The sequence below is a fragment of the Streptomyces sp. GB4-14 genome, assembly GCF_022696125.1.
Taxonomy (GTDB): Bacteria; Actinomycetota; Actinomycetes; order Streptomycetales; family Streptomycetaceae; genus Streptomyces; species Streptomyces werraensis.
The window spans coordinates 90,787-104,050 of the sequence record NZ_RZHO01000002.1 but is presented as its reverse complement, the minus strand read 5'-3'; the positions used below and the strand labels follow the sequence as shown (position 1 = coordinate 104,050).

Below are 13,264 nucleotides of genomic sequence, written 5' to 3'. Positions count from 1 at the left end.
CCCGGGCATACGTTCGACGAGAGGCGCACCACCCCATGCACGTCACCGGAACCGTCCCCCCGCCGGCTCCGGCCCCGCAGGACACCCCCGGCGGCCCCGCCCACCCCGACGGCGCCCCGGAGGGGACGGAACGGCGCGCCCGCCGCTTCGGACTGCCCGTCGCCACCGCGCTGGTCATGGGCAACATCATCGGCGGCGGCATCTTCCTGCTCCCGGCGTCCATCGCCCCGTACGGCACGATCAGCCTCGTCGCCTTCGGCGTGCTGACGGTCGGCGCGATCGCCCTGGCCCTGGTCTTCGGCCGCCTCGCCGAACGCGACCCGCGCACCGGCGGCCCGTACGTGTACGCCCGTGAGGCCTTCGGCGACTTCGCCGGCTTCCTCGCCGCCTGGGCGTACTGGATCACCACCTGGGTGTCCAACGCGGCCCTCGCCGTGGCCGCCGTCGGCTACCTCGACGTGCTGATCCCCGTCGGCCAGCACCGCTGGACCGCCTGCCTCGCGGCCCTCGTCATCCAGTGGCTGCCCGCCCTCGCCAACTACGCGGGCACCCGCTACGTCGGCGCCGTGCAGGTCCTGTCCACGGTGCTCAAGCTGGTGCCGCTGCTGCTCGTCGCCGTCGGCGGACTCTTGTTCTTCGACGCCGACAACCTCGGGCCCTTCCGGGCGAGCGGGGACAGCGCGATGGGCGCGGTCTCCGCCGCGGCCGCCATCCTGCTCTTCTCCTACCTCGGCGTGGAGTCCGCCGCCGTCAGCGCCGGCGAGGTGCGCGACCCCCGGCGCACCGTCGGACGCGCCACCGTCATCGGCACCGCCGGGGCGGCGGTCGTCTACCTGCTGGGCACCCTCGCCGTCTTCGGCACGGTCGCCCACGAGCGGCTCGTCGAGTCCGGCGCGCCCTTCTCGGACGCCGTCGACGGCATGTTCGGCGGCACGTGGGGCGGCTGGGCCGTGGCGCTCGCCGCGCTGGTGTCCATGACCGGCTGCCTCAACGGCTGGACGCTTCTCAGCGCTCAGACCTCCTACGCCGCCGCCAAGGACGGGCTGTTCCCCGCGCCCCTGGCCCGCAAGCGGCGTGGCGTGCCGACGGTGGGCGTCGGCGTCACCGTGCTCCTCGCCTCGCTGCTCACGGTGTACAACTACGCCGTCGGCACGGCCCGGGTGTTCGAGACGCTGGTCCTGGTCACCACCTTCACCGCGACCGTCCCGTACCTGCTCGCGACGGCCGCGCAGCTCTACCACCTCGTCTCCGGGCAGCGGGACCGCGTCGACCGCGGGCGCCTGGTCCGCGACCTGGTCGTCGCCTCGGTCGCCGCCGCGTTCTCGCTGTGGCTGGTCGCCGGCGCCGGATACCAGGCCGTCTACCAGGGCGTGCTGTTCCTCTTCGGCGGCGTGCTGGTGTACGCCGTCATGGCGGCCCGCCGGCAGCGGGCGGCGACCCGCACCGCCGGCCGGTGACCGCCCCCGGCGGCGGCCGCGGGTCCTCGTAGCGGGCTCGGGCAAATGGGGCAGCTTCCGGCGCAGGGCGTTGCCTCCGGGCGGCCCGGCAGTTGATCCAGAACACGGCGCACGTGGGGCGGCCGGTCTTCCGGCCGCCTCACGTGCTGCCGTGCCGCCCTGTCCCGCTCCTCCCGCCGGAGGCCGCCCGCGATGCACGAACCAGCCGCCCACCCGTGGCCCGAGCCGGACGCCCCACGCGCCGCCGAGCGGCGCCTCCCGGAACCCCGCCTGCTCAGCGGCGTCTACGGACTGGTCCTGGCCAGCGCCCTGGCGGCCGCCCTCGACTCACCGGACGAGCAGACCAGCCCCGGCTCCGACGCCCTGTGGGTGCTGCTCACCGCCGTCGCCGCCGCGGCCGCGCACGGCTACGCGCACGTGCTCTCCCACCGGATGTCCGCCGAGCCCGGCGGACTGGTGGCCGGCCTGCGCGCCATGATCGCCGAGTGGCCGGTCGTCGCCGCGGCGGTCCCCACGGTCGTCCTGCTGCTCCTCGCGGTGCCCGACTGGTGGACGGAGGCCAGTGCCGTCGAGGTGGCGCTGGTGGTCAACACCCTGATCCTCGCCGGATGGGGCATGTGGACCGCGCGCCGCGCCGGCCGTACCTGGCCCGCCTCGCTGCGGGCCGGGGCGGGGGACATGCTGATCGGCCTGGTGATCATCGGCGCGAACGCCGTGATCAAGTAGCACCCCGCGCCCCTCGCCGAGGGGCCGGCTCCGACAGCACCTCGAACCGGGCCGGCCCGACGAGGAGGACGCCGTCGTCGAGCGGCGTGCACCGCACCCCGCCCTTGTCCCGGAGCGCCTTCTGCGCGCCCGGGCCGACGGTGACGTTCATCCAGGCGCAGGGCCGCGCCGGACGGTTCAGCGAGAACCGCACCGGACCCTGCCCGCAGTCCAGACTCACCGTCGCGCCCACCAGCGCGTCGACGTCGACACCCCGCAGCAGCACGTTGCGGCGGGTCTGGCGCAGGTCGACGGCGGGATCGATGTCCGTGGGGAGGTTCTCCGCGGAGATCATCGTCACGGAGGCGTCCCGGTGCGCGGCCTGCGCGAAGTAGCGGTCGCCCACCAGCCCCAGGCCCGCCCGCACCTCCGCGCGCCGGACGCGCTCGTCGCCCGGACCGGGCGCGGGCCCCTCCGAGGGCCGCCCGGCCAGCCGGTGCGCGGGCGACACCAGAAGCTGCACCACCTCGACGTCGACCATGCGCCACCTCGTCGGCTCCGGAGGACACGACCGGCACCGACCCTACCCGCCGGAACCGGCCCCGTCCGCCGCCGGCGGCGCGGGCGCCTCCGCTCCCCGCCCCGTGACCCGCAGCACCACCGTGGCGGTGACACCCGCCAGCGTGCCCCACGGCACCGCCGCGCTCGTCCCCTCACCGAGCCCGGACGCGGCCTGGAGCAGATGCCAGGACGTCGTCCCGTCGTCGACCACCGTCACACGCCACAGGTGCCGCACCAGCAGCCCCAGGACAACGGCGCACACCGTGCACGCGGCCATCGCCGGGACCGAGACCCGGGTGAGCATCCCCGGCAGCCACCGCAGCGCACACCACACCACCGCCAACAGCAGCACATCACCGAACCGCACCAGCAGCCAGTCCCACAGTCCGACCCCCGACGGACCCGACCAGGCGCCGAGCAGCAGCCACTGCCGCAGCAGGTCACCCGGTTCGGAAAGGAACCCGCCGCCCGTGAACACGGTCTGGATGCGCGCCGCGTTCGCCTGGTACGACAGCACCACCACGGACACGGCGACCACCGCGGTGCCGATGGTCGCGGCCACGACGGCGGTCCGCGCCGGGACGTCCCCGCGCGGCAGCGGGTCGGCGTTCTTGAGCGCCAGCCGGGTCACGAACACCGTCCACACCGCCGCGGCGAGCGCCAGCGGCACCAGCACCGTCCGCCCGGTCGAGGCCAGCGCGGCGAGCTGCGGCAGGAACCGGTAACTCCCGCGCCCACCGGACGCGATCATCCACGGAGCCGACACGGTCACCGCGAGGGTCCCCGCGACCACTCCCCACGCCCACAGCGCCAGAACCGCCTGCCAGACCCGGCCGCGCTCCGCCGGCAGCCGCCGGACCAGCAGCAGGGACCCGGCCGCGTGGACCAGGAACACGGCGACGAATCGGATCTGCATCGCCGTGTCGTGCAGGGCGAGGTAACTGGCGCCGTCGGCCGTCACCGCCACGGATGCGCCGGGCTGCGGGTCGTACGCCCACGGGTTCAGCCAGGACCGCAGCGCGTTCACCGTCTCGATGCCCAGCGCGCCGGTGGCGCCGTCCAGGTCCAGCGCGTCGGCGCTCGCCCCCGCCCACCACAGCAGCAGCGTCAGCATCAGGCCGCCCGCCACGGCCGGTACCGCCGCGTGCCGGTACTCCATGTCCCGCCCCCCTGTGTCCCGTTCTCGTCCCCTGTGCCACGACCGGCCGTGGCCCGGAGGACGTTACGCGCCGGTGATCACATGCGGGTCACGGTGCCGCTGCGAAGCCTGAGGCGAGGGCCCGGCAGCAAGTGGGGATGGGGAAGCGTGTTCGCGCCGGGAGCGGGAACGAGAGGTCGCACGGACCGCCCGGTCCGTGGCTCACCGCCCCGTCGCATCACCCTGGAGGACTTCATGATGGTCGTCGGCATCATCGCCGTCTGCGTGGTCATCGCCGTGCTGGCCTTCTTCGTCCCACGCCTGTCGCGGCACCCGCAGAACGGGACGCAACGCACCCTGGGATTCGGCTCGCGCGCCGGCTCCAAGGCGCCGGGGCCGCTGGGCCGGCTTCTCAGCAAGCCTTTCAACTCCAGCTCTCGCGCCGTCGGCCGCAGCGGCTCCGCCGGCCGCCGCGCGCGCGGCAAGATGCCGTTCTGAGCCCGCGTGACAGGAGGGGTCACGACGTACGGGGCGGTACCGCCGTGGCGTACCGCGGCCGGCCCGCGGGCCGGTAGGCGTGGCACGTCACCCCGCCCGGCGTGGCCCACGAGTCCACCAGCTCCAGCGCGCTGTCCGGGCCGTCCGCGGGGAACAGCCGCGTGCCCTGACCCACGATCACCGGATACGTCAGGAGCAGCATCTCGTCGATCAGGCCCTCGGCGGCCAGCCATCGCACCAGCTGTCCGCTGCCGTGCACCTGGAGCTCACCGGGCATCCGCTCCTTGAGTTCCCGCACGGCGGCGGCGGGGTCACCGGCCAGCACGGTCGTGTGCGCCCAGCCCGGGTCGGTGAGCGTCTTCGACACGACGTACTTCGGCCGCGCGTGCAGCGGCGCCGCGACCGGATTGTCCTCCGGATCGGCCATGGCGCCCCAGGAGGCGGCGAAGATCTCGTAGGTCCTGCGCCCGAACAGGAACGCGTCGGCCCGCCCGTACACCCCGCCGAGACGGGTCATGGTCTCCTCGTCCACGAGCGGCAGGGCCCAGCCGCCGCGCTCGAAACCGCCCCGGCGGTCCTCGTCCGCCAGGCCGAGGCCCTGCATGACGCCGTCGACGGAGACGTTGGTGACGGTGGTCAGCTTCATGGTGTCCGCTCCCGTCGGCCGGCACGGCGCCCGGTGCGCCGCCTCCTGCGGGTGGGACTCCGCCGGCCCGCCGGACTCATCGGCGTGTCGCTCCGAAGCCGGGCGACCCGACGGACCCGGGCTTCGCGGCGCATACTGACGGTGACGCGCCGACACCGGACGGGAGACCGCACATGAGCACACCGCGGGTCGACCACCGGGCCCTTTTCTCGGTCCTGCCCAGCCCGTACCTGGTGCTGGACGCCGACCTCACCGTCGTCGACGTCAACGAGATGTACCTGAGAGTGACCGGCCGCGCCCGTGAGGAGCTGATCGGCCGCTACCTCTTCGACATCTACCCGGACAACCCCGAGGACCCGGCGGCCGACGGCATCCGCAGCCTGAGCGCCTCACTCCTGCGCGTCCTGCGGACCAAGGAACCGGACACGCTCGCCGTGCAGCGGTACGACCTCCCGGTGCCCGGCCGCCCCGGCGCCTTCCAGGAACGCTGGTGGTCGCCGGTCAACACGCCCGTCCTCGGCCCGGACGGCGAGATCGAGTGGATCGTCCACCGTGTCGAGGACATGACCGAGTTCCTGCTGTCCCGCCCGGTGCACGACACACCGACCGGCCGGGTGCGCACCCGGGCCGTCACGGAGGCCGAGCTGTACGCGAAGGCGCGGCAGTTGCAGGAGACCAACGACAAGCTCCGCGCCGCCCACGACTGGGAACGCCGTACCGCGCTCGCCCTCCAGGACGTCATGCTGCACGCCCCGGACCTGGCCGCGCACCGCGGCATCGCCGTGCGCTACATGCCGGCCACCCGCTCCCTCAACGTGTGCGGCGACTGGTACGACGTGGTGGACCTGGACGACGACAGCTTCACCGTCGCGGTCGGCGACGTCGTCGGCCACGGCCTGGAGGCCGCCGCCGTGATGGGCATGCTGCGCAGCGCCCTGTCAGCCGCCGTGCGCGCCATCCGCGAGCCCGGCGCGGCGATGGACCTCCTCAGCCGGTACGCCCGGACCTTCGAGGGCGCGCTGGCGACCACCGCCGCCAAGGCCGTCGTGGACACCCGCGCCCGCACCGTCACCTACACCTGCGCGGGCCACCCCCCGCCGGTGCTGGGACGGCGGGACGGCCCGGCGGTCCTGCTCGACCAGGCCACCGACCCGCCGCTGGGCGTCCTCACCGAACAGGCCCCGCGTCCGCAGGCCACCGTCTCCTACGCCCCGGGCGACACCCTGGTGCTCTACACCGACGGCCTGATCGAACGCCGGGGCGAGGACATCGACGCGGGCCTGCTGCGCCTCACCGACGCGGTCGCCCACCACGCCGACCTCGACCCGGAACCCCTCGCCGACACCCTGCTCACCCGTATGGGCGTGGCCGACGGAGGCCGCGACGACATCGCGCTGATCGTCGTACGCCTGTAGACCGCGGGGTCAGTGCACCCCCGCGGGGAGGGCTTCCCGGGCCGCCTGCCGTGCCCGGCGCCGCCCGGTCGCCGCGTACCACTGCACGGCCAGGACCAGCGCGAGGAACACCTCCACGGCATCCCCGCCGTAGTACATGAGCTGCGCCCCGGCCCGCAGATCGGCCGCCGTGAACGCGGTCCCCGGCGGCCCTGCCACGTACAGGCTCTTGGCCAGGACGGCGTGCGCCGCACCCGCGGCCAGCAGCGTCACCGCACGCAGCGGCAGACCGCACCGGCCGCGCACCGGGTCGAGCCGGCAGACGGCCATCGCGAACAGCAGTCCGGCCAGCAGCATGTGCAGTTCCAGCAGACCCCCCGGCAACGGGTTCCGGTGCGCGGCCGCCCACAGGCCCGTGCGGTACAGCAGCCACAGACCGCCGACGTCGACGGCCGCGGCGACCGGTGGGAACAGCAGCCACCCGGCTGCGGGAGAGTGCGCCACCCGCAGCAGCCCCCGGCGCGGCCCGCCCGGCGGCAGCAGCCGCAGGACCAGCGTGAGCGGACGGGCCGTCGCCAGCAGCGCGGGACCCGCCATCGCCACCAGCAGATGACGGCCGGCGTGCGCGGTGAACGGCCCGCCCGGCACGGGACCGGCCAGCCCCCACACCACGGCCGCGCAGCCGACGGCGAAGACGGCGTCCCGCCGCCACGGCCAGGCGTCACCCCGGCGTCTCAGCCGGGCGGCGCCCGCCACGTACACCACGGCGGCGAGCACACACGCGAGCGCGAGGGGAGCCGCCACCGGACCGGCGGTCACGACGGCAGCCGCCGTCCGGCCCGCCGGGCGCGCGCCAGCAGCAGGCCACCGACCGCCAACAGCACGAGCCCCGCCAGATTCCACGCCCAGTCATACGGGGTGACGTCGACGCCGTACCTCACCTGGTGCACGCGCAGCACCTTGTGGTCCACGATCCCGTCGAACACCTGGAAGGCGCCCGCACCCAGGAAGGCCCCGCTCCACGCGTGGCCGACGGCCAGCGCGTCGCGCCGCCGCAGATCCGCGTACAGGAAGAACCCGGCGACGAGCGCCAGCAGTTCGGCCGTGTGCAGCAGCCCGTCCGAAAGCAGGGCCACACCGGACGTGGAGCGGTCGTAGAAATGGTGCCAGTGCAGCAGCTGATGGAACACGATCTCGTCCACGGCGGCCATGACGGCGGCCCCGACGACCGCGCAGACCAGCAGCGATCGTCGGGGCTCGGGGCGTCGCGCGGCGGCCGTGCCGGCCGGTGGGTGGTCAGAGGTGCTCACGGTGCGCGTCCTTCCGAACGATCGGCTGCCGCTCGCCGTCTACCCCGCGCGGCGCCGGTCAGCCCGGCGCCGCGGAGGGTTCAGCTTCCGCCCATCGCCTTGCGCACGGTGTCCTTAGTGCGGTCCATGAGAGCGGCGACCGGACCCAGCGCCATGTTCTTCGCGCCGGACTCGACACCCGGGTGGGGCCGGGTGGGCGCCATCGCCTCGGCCGCCTTGATGGCCTTGGCCATCGCGGCGAGATCGGTGACGTCGGTGCTGCGCCGGATGTGGATGAACTCGTACCGTTCCTCCGCCCGGGCGTGCATCTGCACGTCACGCCGCAACTCGATCAGCTTCGGCAGGAAGTCGGGGCCGTCGGGGTCCATGTCGTCGAGCACGGCCAGCATCTCCTTGGCCTCCCGCTCCTCCTTGAGCCGGTCCTCGACGATCTCCTGGCCTCCCGCGACCGAGCGCCGCACGAAGGGGTGGACGACCTCCTCCTCGGCGGTCTCGTGCACGGCCAGCAGCCGCACCAGCCTCCGGAAGGCGTCCCGGCGTTCCTCACCGCTGGTGGCCTCGACCTCGTCGAACAGGTTGCGGATGTCGCCGTGCTGGCGCATCAGCAGGGAGACGACGTCGTCGTCCCGCGAACGGTCGTCCCCGGCGTGCGGGGTCTGCAAGTCGGACATGCGCTCCCCTCCCTACTTCTCGCGCTGCGCGGGGTCGGGGTGCTCGCCCTCGGTCTGCACGCGGTACTCACGGCCGAACATGTCGTCGTGCATGTGCATCACCCGGTCGCTCGGCGGGTTCTCACCGCCGTGGATCGTTTCCTGCATCTTCTCGAACCGCTCGTGCGCCTCGCGCACGTACCCGGCTCCGAGCGTGGTCAGGTCCATCTGCGTGTCGAGCAGTTCGCGCAGATAGGCCTTGTTCGGCTCGAAGGTGAGCACGTTGGGCAGCGCGGGGGCCAGCACCTCGGCGGGCTCGCGACCGTCGAGCCGGCGCATCAGGTCGCACGCGACGTGCAGGTGCTCCAGTTCCATGTTCAGGTGCAGCTCCCAGATGGCCTTGACCTTGGGGTCGCTCTCCTGCTCCATGAAGGAGTAGTACAGGTAGCACTCGTTGTACTCGTGGTTGACGAGCTGCTCCCACCACGTCTCACCCGGGTCCACCAGGGACTCGTAGTGCGTGACGTGCTCCTCCTCGATCAGCCCGATCTCCTGGTAGAGCTGACGGGCGATCGGCTCCATGTAGGTGGGGCCCGTGTTCATGTAGAAGTTCATGGTCTGCTGCTCCGTCGACATGATCGTCAACGCGTGCAGCTTCGACAGCGGGTCGGCCTGGTCCTTCGCGTACGGGTCGCGGACGTTGTCGACCGGGTCGCGGTGGTGGTACCGGGTGGGCCGGCCCGGCATGACCTCGGTGAGGTTGTCGACGATCGACTCGGCCTTGCGGTGCTCGATCATCTCGTACAGGTTGGCGTACCGGTACAGATGGTCGAAGTCCTCCAGCACACCGAACTGGTAGGCCTGCTTCAGATACGGGTCGGGCTCCATCCGCGCCACCCAGGCGGTCAGGTCCACGGCCACCTGCTCGTACGCGATGGTCGTCTCCAGCACCGAGGACAGGCCGGGCAGCAGCCAGTTGACCGCCTTCTGCTGCTGCGCCTCGATGTACCGGGTCTGGGCCAGCTGACGCTTGATCTCCGGGTCGACGGTGTTGCGGGCGAGCTGGTGACTGAACAGGATCGCCTCCACCTCGATCCCGTTCATGGTGATGACCCGGCAGCGGGTGTACGGGTCGCAGCGGTCCGGGTCGATGGGCTCCACGTTCAGCTCGCGCCAGTTGCGCAGCTGGCGGTCCAGCGGGATGCCGCGCTGCTCGAGGGGATTGAAGGTCATGGGCACGCTCCTCGTCGGGGGCCGGGCACGCGGACGCCCCCCTGCACCGGCGGAGCGTCCGCGTGTCCGGTAGGGCACCCCCTCATGCTGGGCGGGACCGGACGGCCCCGCCACGCCACACGCCCGTCGGGCGCGGACGTGCCCCGGATGCCGCATGCGGATGGCCGAAGCGGGGGCCGCATGGACAATGACGGCGCCGTCCCGGCCCGGGTGAGCGCGGCCCTCCTCAGGTATGGACCATCGGTCTGTCATGGCCGCATCATGAAGAACGCCTTCGTGGAGGGAGCAGCGGCCGTGCGAGGTTCCTGGGTACCGAAGATCGCGTCCGCCCTTCTCCTGCCGGCCCTGTCGGTGCCCGTCCCCGCGGCGGCCCGGCCGCCGGACCGTACGACCGCGACCGAGGAGGTCGCTGCGGCGCCCGCCGACTGGACCCCGCCGCTCAGCACGCGGGGCCGCTGGATCGTCGACGCGAACGGCGACCGTTTCAAACTGCGCTCCGGCAACTGGCACGGCGCCAGCGGCACGTGGAACGGCGAGGGCAGCGCGGACGACGACGCCAACCACCACGCGGGCGAGAACGCCCACCGCATCCCGCTCGGGCTCGACCGCGCCCCGATGGCCGAGATCGTCGCGAGCTTCCGGGAGATAGGGATCAACAGCGTCCGGCTGCCCTTCTCCAACGAGATGATCCACGACACCCGCCCGGTCACCACCGACGCCGTCACCGCCAACCCCGGGCTGGAGGGGAAGACACCGCTGCAGGTGTACGACGCCGCGGTGCGCGCCCTCACCGACGCCGGGCTCGCCGTTATCCTCAACAACCACACCAACACGACCCGTTGGTGTTGCGGCGTGGACGGCAACGAACGCTGGAACGCGAGCCAGTCGGCCGGGGCCTGGGAGAACGACTGGCTGTTCATGGCCCGCCGGTACCGCGACAACCCGCGCGTCGTGGGCGCCGACCTCTACAACGAGGTCCGCCGCAGCGTCTGGGACGACCCCAACTGGGGCCTCGGTGACCGGCACGACTGGTTCGCCGCGAGCCAGAGGGCCGGCGACCGCATCCTCACCGAGGCGAACCCCGATCTGCTGATCATCGTCGAGGGCATCAACTGGACCGGCCTGCCGGTCGACGGCCTTCCGCACGGACGCCCCACCCTCGAACCCGTACGCGACCTGTCGCACACCCTCGTAGACTCCGGCAAACTCGTCCACTCCGCCCACTTCTACGGCTACACAGGCCCCCGGCACACCGGCGCGACGGGCATCGGCGAGACCAGCGACCCCCGCTACCAGGACCTCACCCCCGCCGAACTCGCCGACGTCCTCGACCGCCAGGCGTTCTACGTCGCCGGCGACGTAGACCGCCACTGGACGGCCCCCGTGTGGATCTCCGAGTTCGGCGTCGGCGGACGCGAGGAGACCGGCGCGGCCCCGCGCGCCTGGTTCGAGAATTTCGTCGACGAACTGATCCGCGCCGACGCCGACTTCGCGTACTGGCCCCTCGTCGGATGGCACGAGAACCGCCGTGGCAACGGCTGGGCCCTGCTCCACTGGGACGCCGCGGGCCGGCGGATGGCCGTCCACGACGGCGACGACTGGCGGTCGGACGCCTGGCGGCGCCTGGTGGAGGCCCCCGGCCGCACCGGTCACGTCCCGCCGGTGACCCGATGGGCGATGCTGAGCCCCGACCACGGCGACTTCGTCGCCTCACGCCGGATGCGCGCGCTGCCCGACTGGGACCCGGGCGCCCGCAAGGCGGCCTGCCCCGACGGTCTCCGCCTGGCCGGACTGAGCCACACGGGCAACCGCGGCCTGTGCACCGACGTGCGCGCGGGCGCGTCGGACGACCCGGGCGGCGGACACGAGGTCGTCACGGACGAACGGCACGTCGCACCCGGCCGTGACTGGGCTTCCGGCTACACCAAACTCCAGTGCGCCGACGGCCACTTCCTCGCCGGCTACAGCGTGCGCGGCGCCGCCGTCTCGTCCGCCCTGTGCCGCAGGGCCGCACCCGGCACCCTCACGGCCACGGGCGGCCGCACGGTCTGGTTCGACCGCGGCGACAACCGCGGCACGTCACCCAAGGGCGGCGACTTCGCACGAGGTCACTACAAGGGCCAGTGCGCGGACGACGAGTACGCGGCGGGCATCGCCTGGACGGGGCGTATCGGCTCCGGCCGCACACCGGACGCCCTGTACTGCCGGCCGCTGTCCTGAGCGCTCCTCGGCCGACCGTGAGGGCGCGACCCGGGCGGCCACTCCCTCACCCGGCCGCGGACCGCTCACGCCCCCAGGCGGCCAGCGGCTCCAGCGCGTCGTTGAGCCGTCTGCCGTCCTCGGTCAGCGAGTACTCCACGCGGGGCGGCACCTCGTCGTAGGAGACGCGGCGGACGATGCCGTCCGCCTCCATCTCCCGCAGATGCGACGCCAGTACCTTCTCGGTGACGCCCGGCAGCAGCCGCCGCAGCTCACCGAAACGGCGGTGCGGGTGCTCGTGCAGCGCCCACAGGATCAGCACCTTCCACTTGCCGCCGATCACCTCCATCGCCGCGTCGATCCCGCAGACGTGTCCGTCCGCCGCGCCCGGCCGGTTCACCGTCGTCATGCTCCACCCCTCCGACGTGCGTGCTCACCCGGAGGTAATCACCCACTCGCAAGTGCGTACTTGATCACCACCGGATCCGCGGCCAGCCTAAACGGCATGACCCGCACCGATACGGAGAAAACCCCCGTCACCCTGCTCGGCCTCGGCGCGATGGGCACCGCGCTGGCCCGCGCCTGGCTGACCGCCGGCCACCCCCTCACCGTCTGGAACCGCACTCCGTCCCGCGCCCATGCCCTCGCTGCCGAAGGCGCCCGGGCCGCGGAGAGCGTTCCCGCGGCGGTGGCCGCGAACACCTTGGTCGTCGTGTGCCTCCTGGACGACGCGTCGGTCGAGGACACGCTGGCCGGCGCCGACCTGACCGGCAAGGACGTCGTCAACCTCACCACCTGCACTCCCGCCCAGGCTCGCGCCCGCGCCGCGTGGGCCGCCGAGCGCGGCGCCCGCTACCTCGACGGCGGCATCATGGCCGTCCCGCCGATGATCGGCGTCCCCGAAGCCGGCGGCTACGTCCTCTACAGCGGCGCACGGGACCTGTTCGAGCAGCACCGGGACACGCTGGCCGTCCCCGCCGGCACCACCTACGTCGGCGAGAACCCGGCCCATGCCGCCCTGCACGACGTGGCTCTGCTCAGCGCCATGTACGGCATGTTCGCCGGCGCGGCGCACGCCTTCGCCCTGATCCGCCGCGAGGACGTCGACCCCACGGCGTTCGCCCCGCTGCTGGCCGACTGGCTCACTGCGATGGCCCCGGCGGTCCACGGGACCGCCGAACAGCTCCGCGGCGGCGACTACACGAAGGGGGTCACCTCCACCCTCGCCATGCAGGTGGCCGGCACACCTACCTTCCTGGACACGGCGGACGAACAGGGCGTCAGCCCGGAACTGCTCGCCCCGTTCTTCGCGCTGATGCGCCGTCGCCTGGCCGAGGGCGGCGGCGAGGAGGACCTGACGGGCGTGATCGACCTGCTGCTGCGCCGGCCGGAGTGAGCCCGCGCCGACCGGCCTGGGCCGTTCTCCCCGGCCGGACGCCAGCCGCGGCCATGGTGGCGGGCCCGCCCGGCGCA

At 73.3% G+C, this 13,264-nt stretch carries 14 protein-coding genes; 6 read left to right on the top strand and 8 right to left on the bottom strand.

Annotated elements, in window-relative coordinates; genetic code table 11:
- Positions 1–35 precede the first annotated feature (35 nt).
- Both ELQ39_RS01805 and ELQ39_RS01800 read left to right on the top strand, forming a co-directional pair.
- Positions 36–1,457, top strand: a complete 1,422-nt coding sequence (locus ELQ39_RS01805; RefSeq protein ID WP_242590746.1) for an amino acid permease — start codon at positions 36–38, stop codon at positions 1,455–1,457.
- Between the two features lie 192 nt (positions 1,458–1,649).
- The gene (locus ELQ39_RS01800; protein ID WP_242590745.1) at positions 1,650–2,183 is read left to right on the top strand and encodes a hypothetical protein; all 534 of its coding nucleotides are present in this window, start codon (positions 1,650–1,652) and stop codon (positions 2,181–2,183) included.
- On the opposite strand, the gene ELQ39_RS01795 is transcribed toward ELQ39_RS01800, so the two are convergent.
- A complete protein-coding gene (locus tag ELQ39_RS01795) occupies positions 2,176–2,703 on the bottom strand; it encodes a molybdenum cofactor biosysynthesis protein (RefSeq protein WP_242590744.1) in 528 nt (175 codons plus the stop codon). The genes ELQ39_RS01800 and ELQ39_RS01795 overlap by 8 nt on opposite strands.
- A gap of 42 nt (positions 2,704–2,745) precedes the next feature.
- Positions 2,746–3,882: a hypothetical protein gene (locus ELQ39_RS01790; RefSeq protein WP_242590743.1), complete on the bottom strand. Its 1,137-nt coding sequence runs from the start codon at positions 3,880–3,882 to the stop codon at positions 2,746–2,748.
- A gap of 234 nt (positions 3,883–4,116) precedes the next feature.
- Here ELQ39_RS01790 and ELQ39_RS01785 point away from each other — a divergent pair, with 234 nt between their 5' ends.
- Entirely contained in the window at positions 4,117–4,359 is a 243-nt protein-coding gene (locus tag ELQ39_RS01785) for a DUF6411 family protein (protein WP_190002189.1), read from the top strand.
- A gap of 19 nt (positions 4,360–4,378) precedes the next feature.
- Here ELQ39_RS01785 and ELQ39_RS01780 read toward each other — a convergent pair whose 3' ends face one another.
- Positions 4,379–5,005: a dihydrofolate reductase family protein gene (locus ELQ39_RS01780; RefSeq protein WP_225627744.1), complete on the bottom strand. Its 627-nt coding sequence runs from the start codon at positions 5,003–5,005 to the stop codon at positions 4,379–4,381.
- 173 nt (positions 5,006–5,178) lie between these two features.
- Here ELQ39_RS01780 and ELQ39_RS01775 point away from each other — a divergent pair, with 173 nt between their 5' ends.
- On the top strand, positions 5,179–6,420 hold the full coding sequence (locus ELQ39_RS01775; RefSeq protein ID WP_242590742.1) for a PP2C family protein-serine/threonine phosphatase: 1,242 nt from the start codon (positions 5,179–5,181) through the stop codon (positions 6,418–6,420).
- Between the two features lie 9 nt (positions 6,421–6,429).
- Here ELQ39_RS01775 and ELQ39_RS01770 read toward each other — a convergent pair whose 3' ends face one another.
- The 4 genes from ELQ39_RS01770 to ELQ39_RS01755 form a co-directional block, all read right to left on the bottom strand.
- The gene (locus ELQ39_RS01770; protein WP_242590741.1) at positions 6,430–7,218 is read right to left on the bottom strand and encodes a cytochrome c oxidase assembly protein; all 789 of its coding nucleotides are present in this window, start codon (positions 7,216–7,218) and stop codon (positions 6,430–6,432) included.
- Entirely contained in the window at positions 7,215–7,709 is a 495-nt protein-coding gene (locus ELQ39_RS01765; RefSeq protein ID WP_242590740.1) for a DUF2243 domain-containing protein, read from the bottom strand. The genes ELQ39_RS01770 and ELQ39_RS01765 overlap by 4 nt, the downstream gene beginning before the upstream one ends.
- A gap of 80 nt (positions 7,710–7,789) precedes the next feature.
- Positions 7,790–8,380: a hemerythrin domain-containing protein gene (locus ELQ39_RS01760; RefSeq protein ID WP_225627738.1), complete on the bottom strand. Its 591-nt coding sequence runs from the start codon at positions 8,378–8,380 to the stop codon at positions 7,790–7,792.
- Positions 8,381–8,392: 12 nt separating this feature from the next.
- A complete protein-coding gene (locus ELQ39_RS01755) occupies positions 8,393–9,592 on the bottom strand; it encodes a hypothetical protein (RefSeq protein ID WP_190002195.1) in 1,200 nt (399 codons plus the stop codon).
- 261 nt (positions 9,593–9,853) lie between these two features.
- Here ELQ39_RS01755 and ELQ39_RS01750 point away from each other — a divergent pair, with 261 nt between their 5' ends.
- The gene (locus ELQ39_RS01750) at positions 9,854–11,812 is read left to right on the top strand and encodes a glycoside hydrolase family 5 protein (protein ID WP_242590739.1); all 1,959 of its coding nucleotides are present in this window, start codon (positions 9,854–9,856) and stop codon (positions 11,810–11,812) included.
- 46 nt (positions 11,813–11,858) lie between these two features.
- On the opposite strand, the gene ELQ39_RS01745 is transcribed toward ELQ39_RS01750, so the two are convergent.
- Positions 11,859–12,200: a winged helix-turn-helix transcriptional regulator gene (locus tag ELQ39_RS01745; protein ID WP_242590738.1), complete on the bottom strand. Its 342-nt coding sequence runs from the start codon at positions 12,198–12,200 to the stop codon at positions 11,859–11,861.
- A gap of 96 nt (positions 12,201–12,296) precedes the next feature.
- Between ELQ39_RS01745 and ELQ39_RS01740 the strand changes: the two genes are divergently transcribed.
- The gene (locus ELQ39_RS01740; protein WP_242590737.1) at positions 12,297–13,187 is read left to right on the top strand and encodes an NAD(P)-dependent oxidoreductase; all 891 of its coding nucleotides are present in this window, start codon (positions 12,297–12,299) and stop codon (positions 13,185–13,187) included.
- Positions 13,188–13,264 lie beyond the last annotated feature (77 nt).

Coding starts and splice junctions, on each gene's coding strand:
- ELQ39_RS01805 (WP_242590746.1), top strand. CDS start 36: ATGCACGTCACCGGAACCGTCCCCCCGCCGGCTCCGGCCCCGCAGGAC.
- ELQ39_RS01800 (WP_242590745.1), top strand. CDS start 1,650: ATGCACGAACCAGCCGCCCACCCGTGGCCCGAGCCGGACGCCCCACGC.
- ELQ39_RS01795 (WP_242590744.1), bottom strand. CDS start 2,703: ATGGTCGACGTCGAGGTGGTGCAGCTTCTGGTGTCGCCCGCGCACCGG.
- ELQ39_RS01790 (WP_242590743.1), bottom strand. CDS start 3,882: ATGGAGTACCGGCACGCGGCGGTACCGGCCGTGGCGGGCGGCCTGATG.
- ELQ39_RS01785 (WP_190002189.1), top strand. CDS start 4,117: ATGATGGTCGTCGGCATCATCGCCGTCTGCGTGGTCATCGCCGTGCTG.
- ELQ39_RS01780 (WP_225627744.1), bottom strand. CDS start 5,005: ATGAAGCTGACCACCGTCACCAACGTCTCCGTCGACGGCGTCATGCAG.
- ELQ39_RS01775 (WP_242590742.1), top strand. CDS start 5,179: ATGAGCACACCGCGGGTCGACCACCGGGCCCTTTTCTCGGTCCTGCCC.
- ELQ39_RS01760 (WP_225627738.1), bottom strand. CDS start 8,380: ATGTCCGACTTGCAGACCCCGCACGCCGGGGACGACCGTTCGCGGGAC.
- ELQ39_RS01755 (WP_190002195.1), bottom strand. CDS start 9,592: ATGACCTTCAATCCCCTCGAGCAGCGCGGCATCCCGCTGGACCGCCAG.
- ELQ39_RS01750 (WP_242590739.1), top strand. CDS start 9,854: ATGAAGAACGCCTTCGTGGAGGGAGCAGCGGCCGTGCGAGGTTCCTGG.
- ELQ39_RS01745 (WP_242590738.1), bottom strand. CDS start 12,200: ATGACGACGGTGAACCGGCCGGGCGCGGCGGACGGACACGTCTGCGGG.
- ELQ39_RS01740 (WP_242590737.1), top strand. CDS start 12,297: ATGACCCGCACCGATACGGAGAAAACCCCCGTCACCCTGCTCGGCCTC.